General features: G+C 67.4%; 21 protein-coding genes. 5 read left to right on the top strand and 16 right to left on the bottom strand.

Annotation, left to right across the window (positions count from 1 at the left end; genetic code table 11):
- Nucleotides 1–5: 5 nt before the first annotated feature.
- Genes HUW53_RS07910 through cysG form a run of 4 tightly spaced genes read left to right on the top strand, consistent with a single transcriptional unit; the run spans nucleotide 6 to nucleotide 6,101 of the window.
- The gene (locus HUW53_RS07910; RefSeq protein WP_237345210.1) at nucleotides 6–1,781 is read left to right on the top strand and encodes an ABC transporter ATP-binding protein; all 1,776 of its coding nucleotides are present in this window, start codon (nucleotides 6–8) and stop codon (nucleotides 1,779–1,781) included.
- A gap of 5 nt (nucleotides 1,782–1,786) precedes the next feature.
- On the top strand, nucleotides 1,787–4,243 hold the full coding sequence (nirB, locus tag HUW53_RS07915; protein WP_237345211.1) for a nitrite reductase large subunit NirB: 2,457 nt from the start codon (nucleotides 1,787–1,789) through the stop codon (nucleotides 4,241–4,243).
- Between the two features lie 10 nt (nucleotides 4,244–4,253).
- A complete protein-coding gene (gene nirD, locus HUW53_RS07920) occupies nucleotides 4,254–4,646 on the top strand; it encodes a nitrite reductase small subunit NirD (protein ID WP_237345212.1) in 393 nt (130 codons plus the stop codon).
- A 9-nt stretch (nucleotides 4,647–4,655) separates the two neighbouring features.
- A complete protein-coding gene (gene cysG / locus HUW53_RS07925) occupies nucleotides 4,656–6,101 on the top strand; it encodes a siroheme synthase CysG (RefSeq protein WP_237345213.1) in 1,446 nt (481 codons plus the stop codon).
- Here the strand turns inward: cysG and HUW53_RS07930 are convergent.
- From HUW53_RS07930 to HUW53_RS07975, 10 genes are all read right to left on the bottom strand, one after another.
- Complete coding sequence (locus HUW53_RS07930) at nucleotides 6,086–7,132, bottom strand: aminotransferase class III-fold pyridoxal phosphate-dependent enzyme (RefSeq protein WP_237345214.1); 1,047 nt, start codon at nucleotides 7,130–7,132, stop codon at nucleotides 6,086–6,088. The genes cysG and HUW53_RS07930 overlap by 16 nt on opposite strands.
- A 137-nt stretch (nucleotides 7,133–7,269) precedes the next feature.
- A complete protein-coding gene (locus tag HUW53_RS07935) occupies nucleotides 7,270–8,328 on the bottom strand; it encodes a CobW family GTP-binding protein (protein ID WP_237345215.1) in 1,059 nt (352 codons plus the stop codon).
- 101 nt (nucleotides 8,329–8,429) lie between these two features.
- Nucleotides 8,430–9,416, bottom strand: a complete 987-nt coding sequence (locus HUW53_RS07940; protein WP_237345216.1) for a metal ABC transporter substrate-binding protein — start codon at nucleotides 9,414–9,416, stop codon at nucleotides 8,430–8,432.
- 12 nt (nucleotides 9,417–9,428) lie between these two features.
- Entirely contained in the window at nucleotides 9,429–10,301 is an 873-nt protein-coding gene (locus HUW53_RS07945; RefSeq protein ID WP_237345217.1) for a metal ABC transporter permease, read from the bottom strand.
- Between the two features lie 160 nt (nucleotides 10,302–10,461).
- Nucleotides 10,462–11,202 carry a metal ABC transporter ATP-binding protein gene (locus tag HUW53_RS07950; RefSeq protein WP_237345218.1) on the bottom strand — a complete coding sequence of 247 codons (741 nt, stop codon included), beginning with the start codon at nucleotides 11,200–11,202 and terminating at the stop codon, nucleotides 10,462–10,464.
- Between the two features lie 400 nt (nucleotides 11,203–11,602).
- Nucleotides 11,603–12,472: a formyltetrahydrofolate deformylase gene (gene purU, locus HUW53_RS07955; RefSeq protein ID WP_237345219.1), complete on the bottom strand. Its 870-nt coding sequence runs from the start codon at nucleotides 12,470–12,472 to the stop codon at nucleotides 11,603–11,605.
- 167 nt (nucleotides 12,473–12,639) lie between these two features.
- On the bottom strand, nucleotides 12,640–13,248 hold the full coding sequence (locus HUW53_RS07960) for a sarcosine oxidase subunit gamma (RefSeq protein WP_237345220.1): 609 nt from the start codon (nucleotides 13,246–13,248) through the stop codon (nucleotides 12,640–12,642).
- Nucleotides 13,241–16,201 (bottom strand): sarcosine oxidase subunit alpha family protein, encoded by a 2,961-nt coding sequence (locus HUW53_RS07965; protein WP_237345221.1) that lies wholly within the window; start codon nucleotides 16,199–16,201, stop codon nucleotides 13,241–13,243. Before HUW53_RS07965 ends, HUW53_RS07960 begins: the two co-directional genes overlap by 8 nt.
- A complete protein-coding gene (locus tag HUW53_RS07970) occupies nucleotides 16,198–16,476 on the bottom strand; it encodes a sarcosine oxidase subunit delta (RefSeq protein ID WP_237345222.1) in 279 nt (92 codons plus the stop codon). Before HUW53_RS07970 ends, HUW53_RS07965 begins: the two co-directional genes overlap by 4 nt.
- Before the next feature lie 3 nt (nucleotides 16,477–16,479).
- A complete protein-coding gene (locus tag HUW53_RS07975; RefSeq protein ID WP_237345223.1) occupies nucleotides 16,480–17,736 on the bottom strand; it encodes a sarcosine oxidase subunit beta family protein in 1,257 nt (418 codons plus the stop codon).
- Nucleotides 17,737–17,860: 124 nt separating this feature from the next.
- Between HUW53_RS07975 and HUW53_RS07980 the strand changes: the two genes are divergently transcribed.
- Nucleotides 17,861–18,826 carry a LysR family transcriptional regulator gene (locus HUW53_RS07980; protein ID WP_237345282.1) on the top strand — a complete coding sequence of 322 codons (966 nt, stop codon included), beginning with the start codon at nucleotides 17,861–17,863 and terminating at the stop codon, nucleotides 18,824–18,826.
- A 79-nt stretch (nucleotides 18,827–18,905) separates the two neighbouring features.
- Here HUW53_RS07980 and HUW53_RS07985 read toward each other — a convergent pair whose 3' ends face one another.
- From HUW53_RS07985 to HUW53_RS08010, 6 genes are all read right to left on the bottom strand, one after another.
- Complete coding sequence (locus tag HUW53_RS07985; protein ID WP_237345224.1) at nucleotides 18,906–19,106, bottom strand: hypothetical protein; 201 nt, start codon at nucleotides 19,104–19,106, stop codon at nucleotides 18,906–18,908.
- Nucleotides 19,107–19,220: 114 nt separating this feature from the next.
- Entirely contained in the window at nucleotides 19,221–20,699 is a 1,479-nt protein-coding gene (locus HUW53_RS07990) for an ammonium transporter (protein ID WP_237345225.1), read from the bottom strand.
- A 473-nt stretch (nucleotides 20,700–21,172) separates the two neighbouring features.
- Nucleotides 21,173–22,534, bottom strand: a complete 1,362-nt coding sequence (gene glnT, locus HUW53_RS07995; RefSeq protein ID WP_237345226.1) for a type III glutamate--ammonia ligase — start codon at nucleotides 22,532–22,534, stop codon at nucleotides 21,173–21,175.
- A gap of 146 nt (nucleotides 22,535–22,680) precedes the next feature.
- Nucleotides 22,681–24,036: an FMN-binding glutamate synthase family protein gene (locus HUW53_RS08000; protein ID WP_237345227.1), complete on the bottom strand. Its 1,356-nt coding sequence runs from the start codon at nucleotides 24,034–24,036 to the stop codon at nucleotides 22,681–22,683.
- Nucleotides 24,037–24,048: 12 nt separating this feature from the next.
- On the bottom strand, nucleotides 24,049–24,759 hold the full coding sequence (locus tag HUW53_RS08005; RefSeq protein ID WP_237345228.1) for a protein glxC: 711 nt from the start codon (nucleotides 24,757–24,759) through the stop codon (nucleotides 24,049–24,051).
- A complete protein-coding gene (locus HUW53_RS08010) occupies nucleotides 24,756–25,655 on the bottom strand; it encodes a class II glutamine amidotransferase (protein WP_237345229.1) in 900 nt (299 codons plus the stop codon). Before HUW53_RS08010 ends, HUW53_RS08005 begins: the two co-directional genes overlap by 4 nt.
- Nucleotides 25,656–25,764: the final 109 nt, after the last annotated feature.

Raw genomic sequence — 25,764 nt, forward strand, 5'->3', positions numbered from 1 at the left:
GGAACATGACGCAGTTCCAGGCGCGCCCGGATGCTCCCGTGCTCGAAGCCCGCGGGCTCGCCAAGGGCTATGGGGTGGGCGAGGCCCGCAATGCGGTGCTGGCCGGGATCGACCTTCAGGTGCACGAGGGTGAGTTCATCGCCATCGTGGGCTTCTCCGGCTCGGGCAAGTCCACGCTCATCTCGCTGCTGAGCGGTCTGGCCTCGCCGGATGCCGGAGAGGTGCGCTTCAAGGGCCTGCCGGTGAGCGGTCCGTCACCGGCGCGGGGCGTTGTGTTCCAGAACTACGCGCTGATGCCGTGGCTCTCGGTGGAGGCCAACGTGGCCCTGGCCGTGGAGGCCGTGCACAAGGCGCTGCCCAAGGCGGAGCGGCGGGAGATCGCCGCGCGTTATATCGACATGGTGGGCCTTGCCCATGCCAGGGACAGGAAGCCCGCGGAGCTTTCGGGCGGCATGCGCCAGCGCGTATCGGTGGCGCGCGCGCTCGCCATGCGTCCGGACGTGCTGCTGCTCGACGAGCCGCTCTCGGCCCTCGATGCGCTCACCCGTGCCAAGCTCCAGGACGAATTTGCCGCCATCTGCGAGCGGGAGAAGAAAACAATCGTCCTCATCACCAACGATGTGGACGAGGCGATCCTGCTGGCGGATCGCATCCTGCCGTTGACCCCCGGTCCCGAAGCCACCCTCGGGCGCTCCTTCCCGGTGAACATGCCGCGTCCGCGCGCGCGCAGCGCCATGAATTCGGACGCCGATTTCATCCGCATCCGGGCCGAGGTGACGGCGTACCTGCTCGACCTCGGTGCCCGGCGCGGGGGGGATGGGCGCAGCCCGATCACGCTTCCGAAAGTGGTGCCCATCACCCAAAAGGCGCAGGCGGAGAAGCTGCCGGCGGCCTATGCCAAGCGCGCCACCTCGCCCATCGAGAAGCGCTATGTCGAGTTCTTCGAGCTTCGCAAGGTTTATCCGACGCCCAAGGGGCCGCTGACCGTGGTCGATGGTTTCGACCTGAAGATCAACAAGGGCGAGTTCATTTCCATCATTGGCCATTCGGGCTGCGGCAAGTCCACGGTTCTGTCCATGGCGGCGGGGCTGAATGAGATCTCTTCCGGCGGCATCGTGCTCGACGGGCGCGAGGTGTCGGGGGCAGGGCCAGACCGGGCGGTGGTGTTCCAGGCCCCCTCCCTCATGCCGTGGCTGACGGCACGGGAGAATGTGGCGCTGGGGGTGAACAAGGTCTATCCGGACGCAACGCCGGCCGAGCGCTGCGACATCGTCGAATATTATCTCCAGCGCGTGGGTCTGGGCGAGGCCATGCATCGGCTGGCGGCCGATCTTTCCAACGGCATGAAGCAACGGGTGGGCATCGCCCGGGCCTTCGCTTTGTCGCCCAAGCTGCTGCTGCTCGACGAGCCGTTCGGCATGCTGGACAGCCTGACCCGCTGGGAACTTCAGGATGTGCTGATGGAGGTGTGGGCGCGCACCAAGGTCACCGCCATTTGCGTCACCCACGATGTGGACGAAGCCATTCTGCTCGCCGACCGGGTGGTGATGATGTCCAACGGGCCGAAGGCGAAGATCGGCAACATCATGAAGGTGGATCTGCCGCGCCCGCGCAGCCGCAAGGCGCTCCTCTCCCACCCCGATTACTACGCCTATCGCGAAGAGCTGCTCGACTTCCTGGAAGCCTACGAGGGCGGCGCGAACCCGGCGCCCGAGCAGCTTGAGGCGATCCAGGACAAGCGGGCGGCGCGCATCGCCCGGCAATCCCGCGCCGCGGAGTGAGATCCATGACCCAGAAGCTCGTCATCATCGGCAACGGCATGGCCCCCGGCCGGATGCTGGAAGAGTTGCTCGAAAAGGCCCCAGGTCTTTACGACGTCACCATTTTCAACGCCGAGCCGCGTGTCAATTACGACCGCATCATGCTTTCCCCCGTGCTCTCCGGCGAGAAGGACTACGCGGACATCATCATCCACGACGAGGGCTGGTACGCCTATCACGGCATCACCCTTCACAAGGGCGCGCGGGTGACGCGCATTGACCGCGCCGCCAAGACCGTGACGGCGGCCAACGGCGTCACCGCCGCCTACGACAAGCTGGTGATCGCCACCGGCTCGGCGCCGGTCATTCTCCCGGTGCCGGGTGCGGACCTGCCCGGCGTCGTTGCCTATCGCGACCTGGATGATGTCTTGCGCATGCTCGAAATCGCCAAGCAGGGCGGGCGGGCGGTGGTGATCGGCGGCGGGCTCCTGGGGCTGGAGGCGGCCTATGGGCTGCGGCGCCGGGGCATGGCGGTGAGCGTGGTGCACCTCATGCCGACCATCATGGAGCGCCAGCTTGATCCGGCGGCGGCCTATCTCCTGGAAAAGGCGCTCACGGAGCGCGACATCTCCATCCTGACCCAGGCCAACACCAAGGCCATCCTGGGTCAGGGGAAGGCGGAGGGCGTGGCGCTCGCGGATGGGCGGGTGCTGCCCGCCGATCTGGTGGTGATGGCGGTGGGTATCCGTCCCTCGGCGCGCCTCGCGAAGGAAGCGGGCCTCACCGTCAACCGTGGCGTGGTGGTGGATGATGGCATGCGGACGTCGGACCCGGCGATCTTTGCGCTGGGCGAATGTGCCGAGCATCGCGGCCAGTGCTACGGCCTCGTGGCCCCCCTCTACGAAAGCGCCAAGGTGCTGGCCGACAGGCTGTCGGGCGGGCAGGGAGAATATCAGGGCTCGGTGACCTCCACCAAGCTCAAGGTTACCGGCGTGAACCTCTTTTCCGCCGGCGATTTCGCGGACGGTCCAGGTCGCGAGGAGGTGGTTCTGCGCGATGCCGCGGCCGGCGTCTACAAGCGTCTGGTGCTGAACGAGAACCGCATCATCGGCGCGGTGATGTATGGGGACGTCGCCGATGGCCCCTGGTATTTCGACATGCTGAAGCGGGGCCTTGATGTCTCGCATCTGCGTGACACGCTCATCTTTGGCCAGGCGGTGCAGGGCGCGCTTGCGGGCGGGTGCGGGGTCCAGGCGCCGGGCGCAGCGGTGGCGGCGCTCGCGGACGATGCGGAAATCTGCGGCTGCAACGGCATCTCCAAGGGCAGGATCGTTGCCGCCATCACCGCCAAGGGATTGACCACGCTGGCGGAGGTGCGCGCCCACACCAAGGCCTCCGCCTCCTGCGGCTCGTGCACCGGCCTCGTGGAGCAGGTGATGGCCCTGACCCTGGGCGAGGCCTACCGCCCGGCGGCGGTGGAGGCAGTGTGTGGCTGCACCGATCTCGGACACGATGATGTGCGCCGCCTGATCCGGGCCAAGGGGCTGAAATCCATTCCGGAGGTGATGCAGGAACTGGAGTGGAAGACCTCCTGCGGCTGCGCCAAGTGCCGGCCGGCGCTCAATTACTATCTCGTGTGTGAATATCCGGACGATTATGCGGACGATTACCAGTCCCGCTTCGTCAATGAGCGCCTGCACGCCAACATCCAGAAGGACGGCACCTATTCGGTGGTGCCGCGGATGTGGGGCGGGGTGACCTCCGCCCACGAGCTGCGCGCCATCGCCGATGTGGTGGACAAGTTCGCCATTCCCATGGTGAAGGTCACCGGTGGCCAGCGCATCGACCTCCTGGGCATCGTGAAGGAGGACCTGCCGGCGGTCTGGGCCGATCTGGGCAAGGCGGGCTTCGTCTCGGGCCAAGCCTATGCCAAGGGGCTGCGCACGGTGAAGACCTGCGTGGGGTCGCAATGGTGTCGGTTCGGCACCCAGGATTCCACCGGGCTCGGCATTCGCCTTGAAAAGTTCATGTGGGGCTCGTGGACGCCGGCGAAGGTGAAGCTCGCGGTGTCCGGCTGCCCGCGCAATTGCGCGGAATCCACCTGCAAGGACATCGGCATCATCTGCGTGGAGTCGGGCTACGAGATCCATTTCGCGGGGGCCGCCGGCCTGGAGATCAAGGGCACGGAAATCCTCGGTACCGTGAAGACCGAGGACGAGGCGCTCGAGCATGTGGTGGCGCTTACCCAGATGTACCGTGAGCAGGCCCGGTATTTGGAGCGCATCTACAAATGGGCGAAGCGTATCGGCACCGAAACGATCCGCGCCCAGATCATGGACGATGCCGAAAAGCGCCAGGGTTATTTCGAGCGCTTCGTGTTCAGCCAGGCATTCGCCCAGGTCGATCCGTGGTCGGAACGGGTGTCCGGCAAGGACAAGCACGAGTTCAAGCCCATGGCGGTCATCGCCGAGGCAGCGGAATAGGGGGCGCAAGATGACCGATACGACTTGGACCGATACGACCTGTGCAGACATGACCTGCACAGACGTGATTTGGATCGCCATCGGCCACATCGACGATATCCCACGCCGGGGGGCGCGCTGCGTCACCACCCCGAAGGGACGGATCGCGGTGTTCCGCACCGCGGATGACGCCGTGTTCGCCCTGGAGGACCGCTGCCCGCACAAGGGTGGGCCGCTCTCAGTGGGCATCGTCCATGGCCATTTTGTCACCTGTCCGCTCCACAATTGGAACATTGGCCTGGACAGCGGCCTCGCGCAGGGGGCCGACGAGGGGCAGGCCCGCGCCATGCCGGTGCGCAACGAGGGGGGCGCCTTGTTCCTCGCCCTTGATGCCCCGCCACAGCCAGCCGTCGCGGCGGAATAGGAGGGTGCCATGGTCCATGCCACCGCGGCCAACGATGGTGCCGCCACCACTCTTCATCCCGCGCGGGTGGAGCCGCTCGCGGTTCTTCCCGTCTTTCTCCGCCTGAACGGGAAAAGCGCGCTGGTCGCCGGCGGCTCCGACGCGGCGGCCTGGAAGGCGGAACTGCTCCACGCGGCGGGTGCCCGTGTCGAGGTTCACGCCGCCATATTGAGCGAGGCCATGGCGGCCCTGGTGGCGGAGGGGCGGGCGGTTCGTGCCGGCGCCTCGTGGCGGGATGCGACGCTCGGCGCCTTCGCCGTGGCGGTGGCGGACCTCGACCCGCCGGAGGCGGAGGCGTTCGCTGCCGCCGCGCGGCGCGCGGGCGTGGCCGCCAATGTCATCGATCAGCCGGCCCTGTGCGCCTTCCAGTTCGGCTCCATCGTCAACCGCTCTCCGGTGGTGGTGGGCATTTCCACCGATGGCGCCGCGCCGGTGCTGGGGCAGGCCATCCGCCGCCGGATCGAGACCCTGCTGCCGCGCCATCTGGCCGCGTGGGGCGCGCTTGCGGGGCGCATCCGCCAACGCGTGGCAGCCCTTCGGCCATCCGCCGCCGAACGACGGCGCTTTTGGGAGACGTTCGCCGAGCGCGCCTTCACGGCTACCGGTGGTCCGGAGGAAGGCGCCTGGCCGGACGCGCGGCCGGGAACGGAAGGGGGTTCCGTGACGCTCGTGGGCGCCGGGCCCGGTGATCCGGAATACCTCACCTTGAAGGGCATGCGCGCGCTCCAGTCGGCGGACGTGATCCTGTTCGACGATTTGGTGTCGCCGGAGCTTCTGGAGCTCGCGCGGCGCGAGGCGAAGCGCATGCTGGTGGGCAAGCGCGGTGGCCGCGAGAGTTGTCGGCAGGAGGAGATCAACGCGCTCATGCTGCGCTTCGCGCGGCAGGGCAAGCGGGTGGTGCGGCTCAAGGCCGGCGACCCGTCCGTGTTCGGGCGGGCCGGCGAGGAGATCGCGGCGCTGGAGGCGGCCGGCATTCCGGTGCGCGTGGTGCCCGGCATCACCACCGCCAGCGCCTTGGCCGCCGGCCTCAACACCTCGCTCACCCATCGCGACGCGGCGCAGGCGGTGCGCTTCGTCACCGGCCATTCGCGCCAGGGGGTGCTGCCGGACACCATCGATTGGCGGTCCGTGGCCGACCCTGCCACCACCACCGTGTTCTACATGGGTGGCCGCACCGCGCCCGAGATCGCCACGCGTCTGCTGGGCGCGGGCATGGCGCCGACGACTCCGGTGGTGATCGCCGCCAATGTCAGCCGCGCCAACGAGCGCAGATGGAGCGGACCTCTGGCCGAACTGGCGGATGGGATGGCCGCCATCGGCCACGACGATCCGGTCCTCATCGGCATCGGGCGCGTCTTCGCGCCACGGGCGGTCGCCGCACCGGTGGTGCCCTGCCCGGCCTATGCCGCCGGTTGACCCTCCTCTTCGGCGATCCGGGTCAGGATGGCCGTGGCCGCATCGATCTCCGCCTCGGTCACGGTCAGTGACGGGAACAGGCCGAGCACCGACCCCATGGGGCGGGTCAGAAGCCCGGCGTCGGCCGCGCGCCGGGCGAGCGGCGCGGCATCAGACGCACAGACAAGCCCCTGTGCCAGGCCTTGGCCGACCACGGCGGTGAAGATCGCCCGATGCCGATGGGAAAGCGCGGCCAAGCGATCTTCCAACATCCAGGAGCGGCTTTGGACCTCGGGCGCGAAGTCCGGCGCGAGCAGGCGATCCGCCCGCGCGTGGGCAAGAGCCAGCGATGCCGCATCCACCGCGTCGGGCCGGGCGGCGCCACGCGCCACCTTTTCGGTGGTGAGCACGGCCGCGAGGGGCGCGGCGCCCGCAAGACCGGAGCCGACGATCATCAGGTCGGGCGTCACGCCGGTCCATTCATAGGCCCAGATCATGCCGGTACGGCATAGGCCGCTCGCGGTTTCGTCGAAGGCGAGCACGATGCCGTAATCGTCCGTGGTCTCGCGCAGCACCGCCAGCAGCCCGCGCGAGGGGATCTCCATGGTCGGGGTGGTGCGCAGCGGCGCGATCAGGATGCCCGCCGTCTTGGGCGTGATGGCGGCAAGGATGGTGCCGGGATCATCGGTGGCGAGGATGTCGAGTGCGTCATCACCGGCGAAGCCCTCGGGCAGGGGCGCGCTTTCCGGTCCGGCGCAATAGATCAGCCGCTTGCGCTTGGCCCGGCCCATGGCCTGCTGCGCCCCGCGGATGGTCTGGAGGACGAACCGGCCGGCGGAGCGGGCATCCGGCAGCAGAAAGCCGCGATCGGCGAACGAGACCGGGAGGAGCTTCTGAACCAATGCGTCGGCGCCAAGATCCCCCGCGGGAGCATCGTCGCTCTCGTCGTCATCATCGCAGGCGAGATCGAAGGGGCCGGAAAAGTCGAGAATCTGGGCCTCGACCGCATGGTCGTGCGCCCGCTCCAAGGGGGCGAGTACAGGGTCGGACATGGGGCCTCCTTCCGGGCTCGGGTCGGGCCACGCGAGCGCACGCGCCGTTCACCCAAGGGTGCGCTTAAAGGTGCGCTCCCGTGCGGCAGACCGCAATATGGACGGTCCGCCGCACCTGGATAAGGTATAACCCTACGTCATGCCTCGCAGGAGAGGAAGCCGTTCTTCAGCCATTCCGCATCGAGCTTGCGGCCGATGAAGACAATGCGGCTCGCCCGCGTCTCGTCGGCCTTCCAGGGCCGCTGGTGGTCGCCGTCGAGGATCATGTGGACGCCCTGGAACACGAACCGGTCCGGGTCGTCCTTGAACGACAAAATACCCTTGGAGCGCAGGATGTTGGGGCCTTCGGTGGCCACCAGCTGCTGCACCCAGGGGAAAAACTTCTCCGGGTTGAGCGGCTTGTCGGTGGAAAACGACACCGACTGCATCTCGCTGTCGTGCACGGCGTGGAGGCCGTGGTGGTGCTCATGGTCGTGATCGTGCCCGCAGCCGCAATCGGGCCCGTGCTCATGGTCGTGGTGATGGTGGTCGTGCTCGTCCTCTTCCAGGAAGGCGGGCTCGATCTCCAGGATGCGGTCGAGGTCGAAGGCGCCCTGGTTCAGCACCTTGGCGATGTCGATCTCTGATTTCTGGGTGCGGTAGAGCTTGGCATAGGGGTTGATGCCGCGAATGCGGGCCTCCACCTCATTCAGCTCGGCGGGGGTCACGAGATCGGTCTTGTTGAGCAGGATCACGTCGGCGAAGGCCACCTGGTTCTTCGCCTCGGGCGCATCCTTCAGCCGGTCCGAGAGCCATTTGGCGTCGGCCACCGTCACCACCGCGTCAAGGCGGGTCTTGGCCTGCACTTCCTCGTCCACGAAAAAGGTCTGGGCCACGGGAGCGGGGTCGGCAAGGCCCGTGGTCTCGATGATGATGCCGTCGAAGTCACCCTTGCGCCGCAGCAGCCCGTCGATGACGCGGATCAGGTCGCCGCGCACGGTGCAGCAGATGCAGCCGTTGTTCATCTCGAACACTTCCTCGTCGGCGCCCACCACGAGGTCGTTGTCGATGCCGATCTCGCCGAACTCGTTGACGATCACGGCAAATTTCTTGCCGTGGGGCTGCGAGAGGATGCGGTTGAGCAAGGTTGTCTTGCCCGCGCCGAGATAGCCGGTGAGGACGGTCACGGGGATCTTGTCGGACTGCGTGTCTGCCATGGCTCACACCTGAATGAGCGGACGCCCGGCTGAGACCGGGCGTCGCGGGAGTGTCGCGGAAAGGCTCCGCGTGGTGAAATCTCTTTGGTCCGCCCCTCAGCTCAGCTCGACAGGGCCGAGGAGAGCGTCCGCAGGTTGGACTGGATCATCAGGATGTAGGTGGTCGCGGGGCCTTTGTCATCGGAGAGCGCGTCGGTATAGAGCTCGCCGCCGATCTTGGCGCCGCTTTCCTTGGCGATGCGCTCCACGAGGCGGGGGTCGGTCACGTTCTCCAGGAACACGGCCGGGATCTTCTGCGCCTTGATCTGCCGGATGATGCGCGCCACGTCCTTGGCAGAGGCTTCGCTCTCGGTGGAAACGCCCTCGGGTGCGATCAGGGTGACGCCATAGGCATCACCGAAATAGCCGAACGCATCATGGGACGTGATGATGCGCCGCTGAGCCGGCGGAATCGCCGCCATGGCGGCCTTGGCCTCGCCTTCGAGGGCGTCGAGCTTGGCGGTGTAGGCGGCGGCGTTGGCGGTATAGGTGTCCTTGCCGGCCGGATCAGCGGCGATCAGGCCGTCGCGGATGTTGTCCACATAGACCTTGGCATTGGAGATGGACTGCCAAGCGTGCGGATCGATCGGGCCGTGGTCGTGAGCGTGCGCGTCCTTATGGCCCTTGTCGTGGCCTTTGCCGTGCTCGTCCTCGTCTTCCTGGGGCTCGGTGGCGGTGCGGGTGCGCGGGGTGATGCCATTGGTGGCCACCACGACCGCGGCCTTGGTGCCGGAAGCCTTGATGAGGCGGTCCATCCAGCCTTCAAAGCCGAGACCGTTGACGAAGACGACCTTGGCCGCCGCGAGCTTCTTCGCGTCGGCCGGGGTCGGCTGGTAGACGTGGCTGTCGCCGTTGGGGCCGACGATGGTGGTCAGCGCGATGCGGTCGCCACCCACCTGCTTCACGAAATCACCGAGGATGGAGAAGGAGGCGACCACCGGCAGTTTGGCGGCGCCGGCATCGCTCTGGGCGAAGGCGGGGGCGCTGGCGGCGAATGCGCCGAGAGCGGAGGCCAGAGTGGCCGCGAGGACAAGACGTCTGGAGAGCATCGAGGCTTCCTTTCAGGCTTCAAGATGGCGTCCGGGCAGAAGGCGCGACAGCACCCCGCCCGCCGGGCCGAACACCACCGCGCAGCCGTAGGCCGCGCCCGCCACCAGGATGATGGACGGACCGGAGGGCGTGCCGAGGTGGTAGGAGACGAGCAGGCCCACGAGCCCGCTCAGGAACGCGATGAGGGTGGACAGCGCCACCAGCGCGCTGAGATCGCGCACGAAGAAACGGGCGGTGGCGGCGGGCAGCATCATGAGCCCCACCGCCAGCAGCGTGCCGAGGGCATGGAAGCCACCTACGAGGTTCAGCACCACCAGCGCCAGGAAGGCGATGTGGCTGACCCCGCCGGAACGGCTCACGGACGCCAGGAAGGTGGGGTCCACGCAATCCATCACCAGCGGCCGCCAGATGACGGCCAGGGTGAAGAGGGTCGCCGTGGTGATGCCGGCGATGAGGAGCAGGGTTGCGTCGTCGATGCCGAGCACGGTGCCGAACAGCACATGCAGCAGGTCCACGTTCGATCCACGCAGCGAGACGATGAGCACGCCCAGCGCCAGCGAGATGAGGTAGAAGGCGGCGAGCGAGGCGTCTTCCTTCAGCTCCGTGGCGCGCGCCACCACGCCGGCCCCCACCGCCACCAGCAGCCCGGCCACCATGCCGCCGAGGCTCATGGCATAAAGGTTCAGCCCCGCCAGCAGAAAGCCGATGGCGGCCCCCGGCAGGATCGCATGGGCCATGGCATCGCCGGTGAGCGACATACGCCGCAGCATCAGAAAGGTGCCCAGCGGGCCGGCCCCCAGCGCCAGCGCGAACACGCCCACGACGGCCCGGCGCATGAATTCGAACTCCACGAAGGGAGCGATCAGGGCGTCGTAGGGGGTCATGCCGCACCTGTGGGCTGGTGGCCGGTGGGGGCCGGGGAGCTTTCGCGCAAGGGCTTGATCCTTAAAGCTCGTTTCATTGGGCGCGGGCCACCGGCCGGGGCCGTGATGGTCCCGTCTGGCAAACCCCGTGTGTCTTATCGCTCGGACCTGGAGCGGCGCCTCAGGCCGCCACGGGGCAGGTGGCGGCATCGGCCTGCCACGCCTCGCCCATGTGGCGGGCCTTCAAGAGATTCTCGGCCTTCAGGGCCTCGGCCGTCGGCCCCCAGGCCACCGGCTGGCGCGCCAGCAGCAGGGTGTCCGGGAAGGCGGCGCGCACCAGGTCGAAATCGTGCAGCACGGCGAGCACGGTCCGCCGTTCCCCATGCCAGCGGCCCACCAGATCCACGAGGTCGGCCGTGGTCTTGGCGTCGAGGGCGGTGAAGGGTTCGTCGAGCAGGATGACGCGCGCATCCTGAAGCAGCAGGCGCGCGAACAGGGTGCGCTGCATCTGGCCGCCGGAGAGGGAGCCGATGGGCCGGCTCTCGAACCCGTCGAGGCCTACGGCGGCGATGGCTTCCTCGATGCGCACCCGTTCGCGGCGGCCGATGCCGCCGAACAGGCCGGCGCGGCGCCACAGGCCCATGGAGACGAGGTCATAGACGCTGATCGGGAAGGAGCGGTCGATCTCGGCGCCCTGCGGCAGATAGGCGATGTCGCGCGGCGAGACACCGTGCAAGTCCACCGACCCGCCCTGCGGGCGCAAGGCGCCGCAGATGCCCTTGAGCAGGGTGGACTTGCCGGCTCCGTTCGGCCCGCAAATGGCGAGTAGCGCGCCTTCGGCCACCTCGCCCGACAGGTGGTGAACGGCCGGGTGCCGTTCATAGCCGAGGGTCAGGTCGCGGAAGGAAATCTGTGCCGTCATGCTTATTCTCCGGCGGTCCATCCCACCACCAGCGCAACCGCGACCCACAGGGGCACGAGCAGCGCCGCGGCGAGGGCGAGGCGCGCGGCCAGCGACAGGCGAAGCACCGACGGACCGACCCGCGTCCCCCGCGGTGTGCGCCGGGCAGGGTGAGCGTGCCCGCCCTGCCCAGACGCGTGCGGGTGGCCGTCGGTGCCCGCCGCAGCAGAATCCGGTCGCGCTTTCGCGTGTTCCGAAGTCTGCGGCAGAAGAGTTTCGACGGACATGTTCACCTCGATTGGGTGATCTTGATATAGTGTATCAAAAGCCCTGTCCAGGGCCTTTCGTCCCTTCCCAAACGCAAAGGCCGGCCCCGAGGGACCGGCCTTCACCGTTGCCGAAACGTGAGTTTTTGCGGTGTTCAGTCGCGGAACACGACGGTGCGACCGCCGGCCAGCAGCACCCGGTCCTGAAGGTGCCAGGAGAGGGCGCGCGCCAGCACGCGGCGCTCGATGTCGCGGCCCTTGCGCACCATGTCGTCAGCCGAATCCTGGTGGGAGATGCGCTCCACGTCCTGCTCGATGATCGGGCCTTCATCGAGATCGCTGGTCACATAGTGGGCGGTGGCGCCCATGAGCTTCACGCCACGGGCGTGGGCCTGGTGGTAGGGCTTGGCGCCCTTGAAGCCGGGCAGGAACGAGTGGTGGATGTTGATGCACTTGCCCGAGACCTTGGCCGACAGGTCATCGGACAACACCTGCATGTAGCGCGCGAGCACCGCAAGCTCGGTGTTGGTGGACTGGAAAATCTCCCAGATCTTCGCTTCCTGCGCCATCTTGCTGTCCTTGGTCACCGGCAGGTGGTGGAAGGGCACGCCGTCGAAGTCCAAGTGGGCATAGGTTTCGCGCGGATGGTTGGAGATGATGCCCGTCACCTCCATGGGGATCTCGCCGATGCGCCAGCGATAGAGCAGGTCCGCCAGGCAGTGGTCGAACTTGGAGGCCAGCAGCAGCACCCGGCGCTTCTCGGCCTTGGAACGCAGGGTCCAGGTGAAGGAGAATGTGTCCGCGATGGCGGCGAAGCCGGCGCGGATCGCTTCGATGGTCGCCTGCCCCTGCACCACGTTGAACACGATGCGGGTGAAGAAGCGGCCGCTCTCCTGGTCGTCGTACTGCTGGGCCTCGAGGATGTTGCAGCCCTTCTCGAACAGGAAGGTGGAGACCGCGGCCACGATTCCAGGGCGGTTGGGGCAGGAGAGGGCGAGGATGAAGTGTTCGGCGGGATCGGACATGAGAAGACCTCGGGAAGGTGACGCGCCTCTTGCCGTGCCGCGTGGCGGATCACGGACGGTGAGGCGCTGCTTGGACGAACGACGGGAACTTGGGGTCGGGAGAAGGTTGGGGCCGGGATAGCCTGGGGCGGGGAGAAGTTGGGGCGGGGGCGCGCCCCGCGCCCCCTTCAACCTCGGCCGGTGCCGGAAAGGGCGATGCCGAACTCGGCCGCGCTCGCGGTGAGCCAGCGCAGGAAGGCGGGCGCGAACGAACGGGCCACCATGAAGCGGTAGGCGGGCGCCGCATCGCTCTGCCAGAAGGTGACGCCGACGTGGGACACCACCGTGGTGGCCGCATCGCCTGCCCCGAAGGCGCTCGGGTGCAGGTCCACGGCTACACCCTTGGCGAGTGTGGCGCGCGCGTCCGGACCCGTGACCTCGACAATGAGGTTGGCGTCGCTCTGGTCGGTCAGCGTGGCATCGGCGCCGGCGAGGGATCCGAGATGGGCGAGGAGCGCCGTCCCGGTCATGCCCTCGGCAAGGATCAGCCAGCGCCCCGGCCCGGTGCCGATGGTGGTGAACGCCATGGTGGAGACCGCCTTCGGCGCGTCCACCAGCGGGAGGCCGGCGGCGCAGAGGCGCCGCGCGAGATCCGCCGCCTTGCCTTTGCGCGCGGTCAGTGTCGCCACCGCAAGGCCGAGCACCTGGCGGGCGCGCACGCCCGCCTTGCCTTCGGGACCATAGCTGCCCTCGGGCACCAGACGCGTATGGGGGACGTGTGCGAGAAGGTCAGACACGCTGCTTCTCCCCTTCTGGATCGACGAACGCGGGAGAGCACACCTCGACCAGGATGTCACTGCCGCGCACCGGGTCATAGGCGCGCACCTGTTCTCCAATGCGCTCCAGGCCCCGCTTCAGGAACCCGAGGCCGATGAAATGGCCAAGGGTGGGCGAATAGGCGACGGAGGTCACATAGCCTTCGTCGTTGTGGGTTGTGGCTTGCGCGCCCACCGTCAGCAGATGGGCGCCGGCGCGCAGGCGCTGGGCCTTGTCCACGGGCTTGAAGCCCACGAAGATCGGCCGCGCCGGGTCCTGGAACGCCGGCCGCTGCGACAGCACACGGCCGATGTAGTCCTTCTTGGTGGACGCCATGCGCCCGAGGCCTAGGTCGCGGGCCGTCGTCTGCCCGTTCAGCTCGCTGCCGGAGACATGCCCCTTCTCGATGCGCAGCACGCCCAGCGTCTCGGTGCCGTAGGGGGTGATGCCGAACGGTCGGCCCGCCTCCATGATGGTTTCCATCAGCCGTTCGCCCTGGCGCGCCGGCACCGCGATTTCGTAGCCCAGCTCACCCGAGAACGAGAGGCGGAAGATGCGCGCCTCAATGCCGCCCAGCACCGTCGTCTGGGCGACGCCCATGAAGGGCAGGCCGGCGTTGGAGACGTCATGGCCATCCACCAGCTTGGCCAGCACCTCGCGAGAGCGGGGACCGGACACCGCGATCTGCGCCCATTGCTCGGAGATGGAGGCAAGCTGCACGTCCAGTTCCGGCCACAGCACCTGCAGGCAGAATTCCAGATGCTGGAAGACCTTGCCGGCATTGGCCGTGGTCGTGGTCATCACATAGTGGGTGTCGGCGAGGCGGGCGGTCGTGCCGTCGTCCATGACGAGGCCGTCCTCGCGCAGCATCACGCCATAGCGCGCCTTGCCCACCTGGAGCGTCGAGAACATGTTGATGTAGACACGATCGAGGAAGGTGCCCACATCCGGCCCCTGAAGATCGATCTTGCCGAAGGTGGAGACGTCGATGACGCCGACGCTCTCGCGGGTCGCCTTCACCTCGCGGTTGACGCTCTCCAGCCAGTCCTTTTCGCCGGGCTTGGGGAAATAGGCCGCGCGCAGCCAGAAGCCGGTTTCCACGAACACGGCGCCCTGGCCTTCCGCCCAGGCGTGGGTCGGGGTGGGGCGGGTGGGGCGGAAGTCCTTTTCCCGGTGATGGCCGGCGAGCACGCCAAGGGCCACCGGCGTGTAGGGCGGGCGGAACACGGTGGTGCCGGTGGCGGCGATGCCCTGGCCGGTCAGCTCCGCCATGAGCGCAAGACCCGCCATGTTGGAGTTCTTGCCCTGGTCGGTGGCCATGCCCATGGTGGTGTAGCGCTTCAACAGCTCCACCGCGCGGAAGCCCTCCTTGTGGGCGATGCCCACATCCTTGGCGCTCACGTCGTTCTGGAGGTCCACGAAGGCCAGGTCCCCCTTCGCCTTCACCTGCCAGAAGGCGCGGATGCCGGTGGGCGTCTCTTCCGCCTTGGGCGCCGGCGCTGCGGCGCGGGCAAATCCGGCGTCCGCCGCCGCTGCCGCGCCCTGCTCGGTGCCGGCGTTCAGGCAGTCGCTCAGGGAGAACTGGCCGGCGACGGCGCCGGCGCAGCTCATGCCCGGAGGCACCGCGCCCGGCACGAAGGCCGCGATGTCCTCGCGATAGACCGGCTTGCCGCCCAGATGGCAGGTGAGGTTGAGATTCGGCGTCGCGCCGCCGGAGATGCCGAGAGCCTCCACGGCGAGGGTCTGGGTGCCGGACTTGGTGCGCACCGTGATGGCCGACAGGCGCTTGCCCTTGGTGGCGATGACCTCGCCGCCGGTGATGACGCGCACGCCCAGCGCCTTCGCCTTCGCCGCGAGCGGGGAGGGCAGGGCGTCGCGCACGTCGATGACAGCTTCAAGAGTCAGGCCCGCGTTGGCGGCGGCGAGGGCCGCCGCGACGCCGGCATCGTTGTTGGTGAACACCGCGGCGTTCGCCCCCGCGCCCACGCCGAACCGCTGGGCATAGGTGGCAAGCGCCTGGGCCGTCATGACGCCGGGCCGGTCATTGCCGGGAAACACGATGGGCCGGTCGAACGCGCCGGTGGCGAGGATCGCCCGCTTGGCGATGATGCGCCACAGGCGTTGGCGCGGCTGGAACGCCGCCGGCACCGCCACATGGTCGCTCACCCGTTCCACGCAGGCATATTCACTGCCGTCATAGGCACCGAACACGGTGGTGCGCGGCATCAGCCGTACATTCGGCAGGCTCGAAAGCTCGGCTTCCGCGCGGGCCACGAAATCGCGGGCCGGGGCGCCGTCGATGGCCACATTCTCCGTGAGCAGGCGTCCGCCCAGGCGGAAGTCCTCGTCCGCCAGGATCACCCGGGCGCCGGAGCGCGCCGCCGCGAGCGCCGCCGCAAGGCCGGTCGCGCCCGAACCGATGACCAGCACGTCGCAGAAGGCGAATGCCTTCTCATAGGTATCCGGATCGACCAGCTCGGAGGCAGCACCAAGCCCTGCCGCGCGGCGGATGGTCGGCTCGTAGACCTTTTCCCAGAACGAGGCCGGCCACATGAAGGTCTTGTAGTAGAAGCCCGCGCCCAGGAACGGCGTGAGCCACTGGTTGACGCTCAGCGCGTCGTGCTCCAGCGAGGGCCAGCGGTTCTGGCTTTGCGCTACGAGGCCGTCGAACAGCTCCACGGTGGTGGCGCGGGTGTTCGGCTCCTTGCGGGCGCCGGTGCGCAGCTCCACCAGGGCGTTGGGCTCCTCCGAACCGCAGGTGAAAATTCCGCGCGGCCGGTGATACTTGAACGACCGGCCCACCAGCCGCACGCCATTGGCGAGCAAGGCGGAGGCTAGGGTGTCGCCGGGGTGGCCGGTGTAGGCGACGCCGTCGAAGGTGAAGGACAGCGTGCGGCTGCGATCGATGAGGCCGCCGGTGGAAAGACGGGTCATGCCGGCACCTCGTCCGTGCTCGGGCGGGCGAATGCCACGCCGAGGATCTCATGGGTCCTGGTGTTGCGGGTCACCACCAGCCAGCGGCGGCAGCCATTGGCGTGGTACCAGTATTCGCGATGTGCCCCTTCCGGGTTCTCGCGCAGATAGGCATAGGCGTGGAACGCCTCGGCCGCGTCGGAGGCCGCCGGATCGGGGCGGGTCAGGGTCGCGTCGCCGAGATAGGCGAACTCGTGGGCGTCGCGAGACCCGCAATAGGGGCAAGGAATGCGCATGGCTCAGTGCAGGTTCGGCTGCGCGCCGACCCCCTTCTCATCAATGATGTGGCCGGAGCGGAAGCGGTCGAGGCGGAAGGCCGCGTTGAAGTCGTGGGCGCGATCCTGGGCGATGGTGTAGGCGAAGCACCAGCCCGAGGCCGGCGTGGCCTTGAAGCCACCGTAGTTCCAACCGGTGTTGAGGTAGAGGCCGGGCAGGGGGCCCACGTCGATGATGGGCGAGCCGTCCATGGACATGTCCACGAGACCGCCCCAGGACCGCAGCAGGCGCAGACGGCCGATCATCGGCATCAGCGCCATGCCGCCTTCCAGCACGTCCTCCACCACCGGCATGTTGCCGCGCTGGGCGTAGGAATTGTAGCCGTCGATGTCGCCGCCGAAGACCAGGCCGCCCTTGTCCGACTGGCTGACGTAGAAATGCCCCATGCCAAAGGTGATGACGCCCGGAATGAGCGGCTTCAGCCCCTCCGACACGAACGCCTGGAGCACATGGCTTTCCAGCGGCATACGCAGATCCAGATGCCGGGTGAGGCGCGAGGTGGAGCCGGCTACCGCCAGCGCCACCTTGCCGCCGCGAATGGCGCCGCGCGTGGTTTCCACCCCCACCACCGCGCCCTTGTCGCGGATGAAGCCGGTGACCTCGCAATTCTGGATGATGTCCACGCCCAGCCGGTCGGCGGCGCGGGCATAGCCCCACACCACCGCGTCATGACGGGCGGTGCCGGCGCGCGGCTGCATCAGGCCGCCCTTGATGGGGAAGCGGGCGTTGTCGAAGTTGAGGAACGGGCACATCTTGCGCACCGTCTCCGCGTCCAGCAGCTCGGAGCCCGCGCCGGCCAGCCGCATGGCATTGCCACGCCGGGCATAGGCGTCGCGCTGGGCATCGGAGTGGATGAGATTGATAATGCCGCGCTGGGAGACCATGGCATTGTAGTTGAGGTCCTGTTCCAGGCCCTCCCACAGCTTCATGGACCACTCGTAAAAGGGTTCGTTTCCCGGCAGCAAATAGTTCGAGCGGATGATAGTGGTATTGCGCCCGGCGTTTCCGGAGCCGATATGCCCCTTCTCCAGCACCGCCACGTTGCGGATGCCGTGTTCCTTGGCAAGATAATAGGCGGTCGCAAGACCATGGCCGCCGCCGCCGACGATGATGACGTCATAGGCGGGCTTGGGAGGCGCATTCCGCCACGCCGGACGCCAGCCGGTCTGGCCGTTCAGCGCGTTGGAGATGAGGCTGAGAAACGAATAGCGCGCGGACATGAGGCACTCGCTGCATCGGTCCCGAGAGGCCGGAAAGGGGGCTGATCACCCGTTCGATAACTCTATAGCTCGCCAGGAATGAACGGATGATATAAATGATACTTATAGTATCCGGAGGCAGATGATGGCGGCGCGCGAGGCCCTTCCGTTCGATCTCAGGGCGCTGGAGATCTTCCTGGCGGTCTGCGAGGAGGGGGCCATGGCCGGCGCCGCGCGGCGGCTGGGGCTGACGCAACCGGCCGTGTCGCAGGCGGTGGCGGATCTGGAGGGGCGCATCGGCCTTGCGGTGTTCGATCGCTCGGTGCGGCCGCTGGGCCTCACGGCGGCGGGCGGGGTGCTGCGGCAGAAGGCGAGCGCGCTCATTTCCGAGGCCCGCCAGATCGCGCCTGCCTTGCGCGAGACGGAACATGGCCGCTTCCCGCTGCTGCGGGCGGGGTTGGTCGATTCCCTGGCGCGGGCCCTGGCGGCGCCTCTCGGCGGCTATCTGGCCACCTTGGCGGAAGAGGTCTCCGTGTTGTCGGGGCTCACGGCGGCCCACGCGAGCGCGCTTCTTTCGCGGCAGATGGATTTCCTGGTGGGGCTCGACGAACTGGAGGACGTGGAGGGCCTGGAGCGCTTTGCCCTCGTCACGGAACCCTATGTGCTGCTGCTGCCGGCCGGGGTGGCGCCACCGGTGCGGGTGGACGACCTGCGGCAGATGGCGTTGCCGCTGGTGCGATTCTCGGCCCGCTCGAAGACGGGCATCGAGGTGGAGCGCCATCTGCGCCGCCTCAAGGTGGAACTGCCGCGCCGGCTGGAGTTCGACACGCCGCAGGGGGTGGCGGCGACGGTGGCGGCCGGCGAGGGCTTCGCCGTCACCACCCCCCTGTGCATCCATGAAGGGGCTGTGGATCTGGCGCGGGTGCGGTGCGCGCCGCTGCCGGGTCCGGCCTTCCAGCGCCGGCTGACCCTGATCGCGCGCCGCCAGGAACTGGGCCGTCTGCCGCGTGAGATCGCGGACTTCTGCCGGAGCCGGCTGGCAGCCGACGTGCTTCCGGCGCTGGATGCGGCCATGCCGTGGCTGGCGGGAACGCTGCGGATCGAGGGGTAGGGCATTCCCAAGCAAAAGGCCCGGCGCCGCGATGGCGTGGGCCGGGCCTCTCGTCGGGTCCGCCGGTTGGCGGCAGCCGTCACTCGGCGGGGGTGGCGACGGCCTCGGCGGTGTGGTCGATCATTTCCTCATGCTGCGCCCTGTCCATGGAAATCTGCTTGGCGATGAAAGCGATGAAGAAGATGAGCGCGATCACCGAGAACAAGGGCTCGTAACCGGCGAATGGATAGACCTCGGCCAGGCTCGGGAGGCTGGCGAGAGACGTCACACCCGTGTGCATGGAAAATCTCCTCTGCTGCGGTCCGGCGCGGGGCAAAGCCCGGCCGGCGATGAAGGGAAGGCCCGCCCTGGGCCCCAGGGAAGGGCGCGGCGCCGATGGCGCCGGCCGCCGACGTCAGAACTTCGCCTCGTTGCGCTGGATGTCCTCAAAGGCCGCTTCCATGCCCGAATGGTGGGGGTAGGTGGCGGGCACGTGCTTTCCGTCCAGGCCCATGATCTCCGTGGCGGCGGGCACGCGCAGCATGCCGAACTTGGCCAGCAGCTTGGAGATGACGTAGCCGGGGACGAAGCCGAAGCCGATGGCGAACACCAGCGAGCCGATGATGTTGCCCATGGGGGTGATGACCGGCAGGCCCTCGGCATTCACGCCGAACCAGCCAACGCCCTCACCCAGCGCGATGACCGCGCCTTCCGAGGGCAGCACCGCCGGATAGCCCCACAGCGCGAAGCCCGCCACGATGCCGCCGAACAGGCCGCAATAGCCGTGCACCGCGACCGCCCCCACGGCATCGTCGATCTTGAACTTCCGTTCCACCCAATAGTGGAGCTTGTAGGCCATGAGGGTGCCGGCCACCGCGATCACGAGCGCGATGATGGGGTGGTAGAAGTCGTTGCCGGCGCTGGCCGAGATGAGGCCGGTGAGGCCGCCCGAATAGGTCCAGTAGGCATTGCCGTTGGAGATCATGTAGGCGGCGACCATGCCGCCGAACAGGGCGAGCAGGAAGTTCATGGTGACGCCCGAAAGGGTGATCGGAACGCCATAGATGTTGGTGGCGGTGAAGTAGGGCGCAGCTTCCGTGCCGACGTTCACGATCGGGATGTGGCAGGCGGCGTAGAAGCCCCAGAAGCCCACATAGATCATGAACAGGCCGATGGTGACGAGCCAGGGATTGTGGGCCGGGATCTCGCGCGGGGTGCCGTCCGGCGCGAACTTGCCGATGCGCGGGCCGACGTTCATCAGCACGCCCAAGGTGGCGAAGCCGGCGACCGAATGCAGGATGGCCGAGCAATATTGGTCGTGGAAACCGAGATACTGCGCCATCCAGCCGTTTCCGGCCCAGGCCCAGGCCGCCGGGATCACCCAGGCGATGGCGCCCACATAGATGGCGATCAGGAAGAAGCCCGAAGTCTTGGTGCGCTCGATGAGGGCGCCCGAGACGATGGAGGCCGCCGTCATGCCGAATAGCGCGAATGCCGCCCAGAACACGCCCGAGATGCGGTCCGTCAGGTTGGGTGCGATCTTGGTGGACCACGGCTCGAAGCCGGTGGTGAAGCTGAGCGAGCTGGTCGAGACCGGCCAGCCCTGGAAGGCGATGTAGATCCACATGCCGAACAGGAAGAAGGCAAGACCCACCAGCGGGATCGCCATGGTGTTCTTGAGCAAAGTGTGTTGCACGTTCTTCACGCGCGCCGCACCCACTTCGTACATGCAGAATCCCACATGGATGAAGAACATGAGGACGACCGTCAGGAAATAATAGAATTCCGTGAATATGGTCGTCAGGGCAGACAATTGATCCGTCATGCTGGTCCCCGAACTTAATTGCTCGTTGGCCATGACACCCGGACAGGAGCCCCCCGCCAGCATCGTCATGGGCGGTTCACTCAGGAGCAACAAATATGCCACACAGGCACAAATCGTATGCGGCGCGGTGCGCGTGATGCCGCCGCGCCGGTGGGGAAGCGGGGCGCGTGTTAGCAAAATCTGAATTTTCAACACGTTCCGTCGAAATGCAGCGAAGCATCCGCCGGCTCAAAGAAAACAAATCCAAGGCCGGGGTATCCCCTCTTATGGGCGCAAGACTGGGCCGCACAGGGTTGAGCTGCCGGCCATTGACGGGGTTGCATCGAAAGCAGGCGGTGCCGCTGGGTACCCGACCGCAGAGGGGGGAAAACTCTGCGGCATTGCCTAAGGGAACATCACTTTAGGTCAGTTGACGCAACGAAAACAGGCAGAGGCATGGAGAGACGCGGCCGGGACACGAAAAAAGGGGCCCTGGCGGATCGCCAAGGCCCCTCGGAGGTCGCCTTCAGAAGGCGAACCATATGATCTTTGCGCGGACGGGCTCAGATGTCGAGCGTGCGATCGCGCTCCCACTGGGTGAGGTGGCGCGAGAAGTCGTTCCACTCCTGCTGCTTCAACTTCAAATAGCCGGACACGAACGCGTCGCCGAGCCGGTCGCCGAGCACCTTGGACTTCTCCAGGGCCCGCATGGCGTCCAGCATGTTGAGGGGCAGCTTCTTGGCGCCCTTCACCTTGTGGCCGTCCGTGTACATGTTGATGTCGAGGCGCTTGCCGGGATCACGCTCGTTGACGATGCCGTCGAGGCCCGCCGCCGCTAGGCCCGCCTGCAGCAGGTAGGGGTTGGCGGCGCCGTCGGCGAGGCGGAATTCCAGCCGTCCGGCATCGGGAATGCGGATCATGTGGGTGCGGTTGTTACCGGTGTAGGTCACCGTGTTCGGCGCCCAGGTGGCGCCCGAGATGGTGCGCGGGGCGTTGATGCGCTTGTAGGAATTCACCGTGGGATTGGTGATGGCGCACAGGGCATCCGCATTGTGGATGAGGCCGCCGATGAACTGGTAGGCCAGCTTCGACATGCCGAGTTCGTCCTTGGCATCGGCGAACGCGTTCTTGCCCTTGTTCCACAGCGAGACGTGGGCATGGCAGCCCGAGCCGGTCAGGTTGATGAACGGCTTCGGCATGAAGGTTGCGCGCAGGCCATGCATCTCGGCGATGGACTTCACCATGTATTTGAAGAACACATGGCGGTCGGCGGTGAGGAGCGCATGGTCGTAGTTCCAGTTCATCTCGAACTGGCCGTTGGCATCCTCGTGGTCGTTCTGGTAGGCGCCCCAGCCGAGCTTCAGCATGGCATCGCAGATGTCCTTGATAACATCATAGCGACGCATGAGCGCGGACTGGTCATAGCAGGGCTTGTCGGCGGTGTCGGCGTCATCGGAAATGGACTTTCCGTCAGCCGAGATGAGGAAATACTCGCATTCCACGCCGGTCTTGATCGTATAGCCAAGGTCTGCGGCGTCGGCGAGCTGCTTCTTCAGCACGGTGCGCGGGGCCTGGGCCACTTCCTTCCCGCCCATCACGAGATCGGAGGCGAGCCAGCCGATTTCTTCTTTCCAGGGCAGCTGGATCAGGCTGGAGGGGTCGGGAACCGCGAACAGGTCGGGATCGGACGGCGACATGTCGAGCCAGGTGGCAAAACCGGCGAAGCCGGCGCCATTGCGCTGCATCTCGGCGATGGCGGAAGCCGGAACCAGCTTGGCGCGCAGGCCGCCGAACAGATCGACATAAGAGATGAGGAAATACTTGATGCCGCGTTCCTTGGCGGCCTTGGTCAGGTCGGCGGCCGCCTCGGCGGCGACCGAGGAATGCCCTTCCGCCGCGCGGGCGATGTCGGCGATACGTCTCATGTTCGGTCCTCGGGAAGGTCGTTTTATGACGGGAAACGACAGCCCCGGCGGCGCGAGGCGAATGGGCGCGCGCACGTCGGGACCGGTGTCTCAACGGTGCCGTGCCCCGGGCCCGAAGGTCCGGGGCAGGAAGAGAGGGAGAGGGCTCAGTAGCCGCCGGTCTTGCCGGGGATCCACTGGGTGCCGGCCAGCGGCACGCCGGCCATGGCCGCCGCTTCCACGGTGAGGGCCACGAGGTCCTCGGGCTCCAGATTGTGGAGGTGGCTCTTGCCGCAGGCGCGGGCGATGGTCTGCGCCTCCAGGGTCATCACCGAAAGGTAGTTGGCGAGGCGGCGGCCCGCCTTCACCGGATCGAGGCGCGCGGCCAGCTCCGGATCCTGGGTGGTGATGCCGGCCGGATCGCGGCCCTCGTGCCAGTCGTCATAGGCGCCGGCCGTGGTGCCGAGGGCCTCGTATTCCGCCTGCCAATGGGGGTCGTTGTCGCCCAGAGCCACCAAGGCGGCGGTGCCGATGGCCACCGCGTCGGCGCCCAGCGCCAGCGCCTTGGCCACATCGGCGCCGGTGCGGATGCCGCCCGACACGATGAGCTGCACCTTGCGGTGCATGCCGAGGTCCTGGAGCGCCTGCACCGCCGGGCGGATCGCCGACAGGATCGGAATGCCCACCTGCTCGATGAACACTTCCTGCGTGGCGGCGGTGCCGCCCTGCATGCCGTCGAGCACCACCACATCGGCACCGGCCTTCACCGCCAGCGCGATGTCGTAATAGGGACGGCAGGCGCCGACCTTCACATAGATCGGCTTCTCCCAATCGGTGATCTCGCGCAGCTCCTGGATCTTGATTTCCAGGTCGTCGGGGCCGGTCCAGTCGGGATGGCGGCACGCCGAGCGCTGGTCGATGCCCTTGGGCAGGTTGCGCATGGCGGCGACGCGATCGGAGATCTTCTGGCCAAGCAGCATGCCGCCGCCGCCGGGCTTGGCACCCTGGCCGATCACCACCTCGATGGCGTCCGCCTTGCGCAGGTCCACCGGGTTCATGCCATAACGCGAGGGCAGGTACTGGTAGACGAGGGTCTGCGACTGACCGCGCTCTTCCGGGGTCATGCCGCCGTCACCGGTGGTGGTGGAGGTGCCGACGATGGAGGCGCCGCGGCCGAGGGCTTCCTTGGCCTGCGCCGAGAGCGCGCCGAAGCTCATGCCGGCGATGGTGACGGGAGTCTTCAGGTAAATCGGCTTCTTGGCGAAACGGTTGCCCAGCACCACTTCGGTGCCGCACTTCTCGCGGTAGCCTTCCAGCGGATAGCGCGACATGGAGGCGCCGAGGAAGAGCAGATCGTCGAAGTGGGGCAGCTTGCGCTTGGTGCCGCCGCCACGGATGTCGTAAATGCCGGTCGCCGCCGCCCGCCGGATCTCTGACAGGGTGTGGGGATCGAAGGTGGCGGAAAAGCGCGGCAGGGTCTGGGGCAAAGCGTGTGCCGGGCCCTTGGAGTCGTGCGCGGTCATTGTCTTTATCCCTCAGTACGCGTCGGCGTTGTCAACGTGGAAATTGTAGAGCTTGCGCGCCGAGCCGTAGCGCTTGAACTCCGAGAGATCGACGCTGCCCGGCGCGACGCCGGCCGCTTCGAGCTTCTGCGCCAGCAGCGCCTTGTGCTCGTCGCGCAGCTCCTTGGCGATGCAGTCCGCGCCGAGCGACTTGACGGTGCCGCGCACGAACAGCTTGGCCTCATAAAGGCTGTCGCCCAGGGCCTCGCCCGCATCGCCGAACACGATCAGCGAGCCGGACTGGCCCATGAACGCGCTCATGTGGCCGATGGAGCCCTTCACGACGATGTCGATGCCCTTCATGGAGATGCCGCAACGGGCGGAGGCATTGCCATCCACCACCAGCAGGCCGCCATGGCCGGTGGCGCCGGCGGACTGGCTGGCATCGCCGCACACCCGCACGAAGCCGCTCATCATGTTCTCGGCGACACCCTGGCCGGCATTGCCGTGGATGATGACCGAGGCATTCTGGTTCATGCCGGCGCAGTAATAGCCCACGTTGCCGTCGATCTCGACGGTGACGGGAGCGTCGATGCCCACCGCCACCGCGTGGCGGCCTTCCGGGTTCAGCACCCGCCAGCGGCGGGCATTGCTCTCGCCGCTGGTCTTGTGGAGCGCCTCGTTGAGGTCGCGCAGGGGGGAGGTGGCGAGGTCGAAGGTGATGTCGGGGGAGAAGGCGTTCACTGGGCGCGCTCCCAGAAATAGACGGTGGCGGGTTCCGGCTCGAACACCCGAGCTTTCTCGATGCCGGGCAGGTCCACGAGAGCACGATATTCGGAGCCGAAGGCGACATACTGATCGGTTTCGGCCATCACGGCGGGCTTGCAGGCGACCGGATCGCGGAGCACGCCGAAGCCGTTCTCGGTGCCCACCACGAAGGTATAGAAACCGTCGAGATCCTTGAGGCCCGCTTCCAGCGCTTCGCCCAGGGTCGCCCCCTGCTTCAGGCGCCAGGTGAGATAGCCGGCGGCCACTTCGCTGTCGTTCTCGGTCTCGAAGGTGATGCCTTCGCGCTTGAGCTGGCGGCGGAGCTGGTTGTGGTTGGAGAGCGAACCGTTGTGCACCAGGCACTGGTCGGCGCCGGTGGAGAACGGGTGCGCACCGGCGGTCGTGACCGCGCTTTCGGTGGCCATGCGGGTGTGGCCGATGCCGTGGGTGCCGCTCATCTTGGCGAGGCCGAAGGTGTCGGCGACGGTGGCGGGCAGGCCCACTTCCTTGAATATCTCCATGCGGGCGCCGGTGCCCACCACGGCCACTTCCGGGTGGCGGGCGGCAAGGAAGGCGCGCACGTCGGCCTCGCGGGCCGCGGGAACCTCGATGATCGCGTGGGTGGAGCGCACCGCGAGCGGCGGCAGGCCGTCGGCGGGGATCGAAAGGCCGGCGGCAAGGGCCGAGAAGTCATACCCCGCGGCGGCGCGCAGCGAGAGCTTCACCTTATCCTTGGCGCCTGCGCCGTAGACCGCGAAACCGGCGCTGTCCGGGCCGCGATCCGTCATCACGCAGAGCATGGATGCGAGCATGGATCCAAGCTCCCCCTCAAGGGCGGGATCCTTCAAAAATATACCGACGATGCCGCACATGGCGCTGTCACTGGCTCCATTCCCCGGCCGCTGATGCGACCTTGAGGTCAGTGGTACGCCGCCGTCGGGATTGCGTCAATATCAAAGAATAAAAGTTTCCTAGAAAGAA

Source organism: Xanthobacter agilis (assembly GCF_021730435.1).
Classification (GTDB): Bacteria; Pseudomonadota; Alphaproteobacteria; order Rhizobiales; family Xanthobacteraceae; genus Xanthobacter; species Xanthobacter agilis.

Bases quoted from the DNA above. Each gene is read 5' to 3' on its own strand.
- HUW53_RS07910 (WP_237345210.1), top strand. From the start codon at position 6: ATGACGCAGTTCCAGGCGCGCCCGGATGCTCCCGTGCTCGAAGCCCGC.
- nirB (WP_237345211.1), top strand. From the start codon at position 1,787: ATGACCCAGAAGCTCGTCATCATCGGCAACGGCATGGCCCCCGGCCGG.
- nirD (WP_237345212.1), top strand. From the start codon at position 4,254: ATGACCGATACGACTTGGACCGATACGACCTGTGCAGACATGACCTGC.
- cysG (WP_237345213.1), top strand. From the start codon at position 4,656: ATGGTCCATGCCACCGCGGCCAACGATGGTGCCGCCACCACTCTTCAT.
- HUW53_RS07930 (WP_237345214.1), bottom strand. From the start codon at position 7,132: ATGTCCGACCCTGTACTCGCCCCCTTGGAGCGGGCGCACGACCATGCG.
- HUW53_RS07935 (WP_237345215.1), bottom strand. From the start codon at position 8,328: ATGGCAGACACGCAGTCCGACAAGATCCCCGTGACCGTCCTCACCGGC.
- HUW53_RS07940 (WP_237345216.1), bottom strand. From the start codon at position 9,416: ATGCTCTCCAGACGTCTTGTCCTCGCGGCCACTCTGGCCTCCGCTCTC.
- HUW53_RS07945 (WP_237345217.1), bottom strand. From the start codon at position 10,301: ATGACCCCCTACGACGCCCTGATCGCTCCCTTCGTGGAGTTCGAATTC.
- HUW53_RS07950 (WP_237345218.1), bottom strand. From the start codon at position 11,202: ATGACGGCACAGATTTCCTTCCGCGACCTGACCCTCGGCTATGAACGG.
- purU (WP_237345219.1), bottom strand. From the start codon at position 12,472: ATGTCCGATCCCGCCGAACACTTCATCCTCGCCCTCTCCTGCCCCAAC.
- HUW53_RS07965 (WP_237345221.1), bottom strand. From the start codon at position 16,201: ATGACCCGTCTTTCCACCGGCGGCCTCATCGATCGCAGCCGCACGCTG.
- HUW53_RS07970 (WP_237345222.1), bottom strand. From the start codon at position 16,476: ATGCGCATTCCTTGCCCCTATTGCGGGTCTCGCGACGCCCACGAGTTC.
- HUW53_RS07975 (WP_237345223.1), bottom strand. From the start codon at position 17,736: ATGTCCGCGCGCTATTCGTTTCTCAGCCTCATCTCCAACGCGCTGAAC.
- HUW53_RS07980 (WP_237345282.1), top strand. From the start codon at position 17,861: ATGGCGGCGCGCGAGGCCCTTCCGTTCGATCTCAGGGCGCTGGAGATC.
- HUW53_RS07985 (WP_237345224.1), bottom strand. From the start codon at position 19,106: ATGCACACGGGTGTGACGTCTCTCGCCAGCCTCCCGAGCCTGGCCGAG.
- HUW53_RS07990 (WP_237345225.1), bottom strand. From the start codon at position 20,699: ATGACGATGCTGGCGGGGGGCTCCTGTCCGGGTGTCATGGCCAACGAG.
- glnT (WP_237345226.1), bottom strand. From the start codon at position 22,534: ATGAGACGTATCGCCGACATCGCCCGCGCGGCGGAAGGGCATTCCTCG.
- HUW53_RS08000 (WP_237345227.1), bottom strand. From the start codon at position 24,036: ATGACCGCGCACGACTCCAAGGGCCCGGCACACGCTTTGCCCCAGACC.
- HUW53_RS08010 (WP_237345229.1), bottom strand. From the start codon at position 25,655: ATGTGCGGCATCGTCGGTATATTTTTGAAGGATCCCGCCCTTGAGGGG.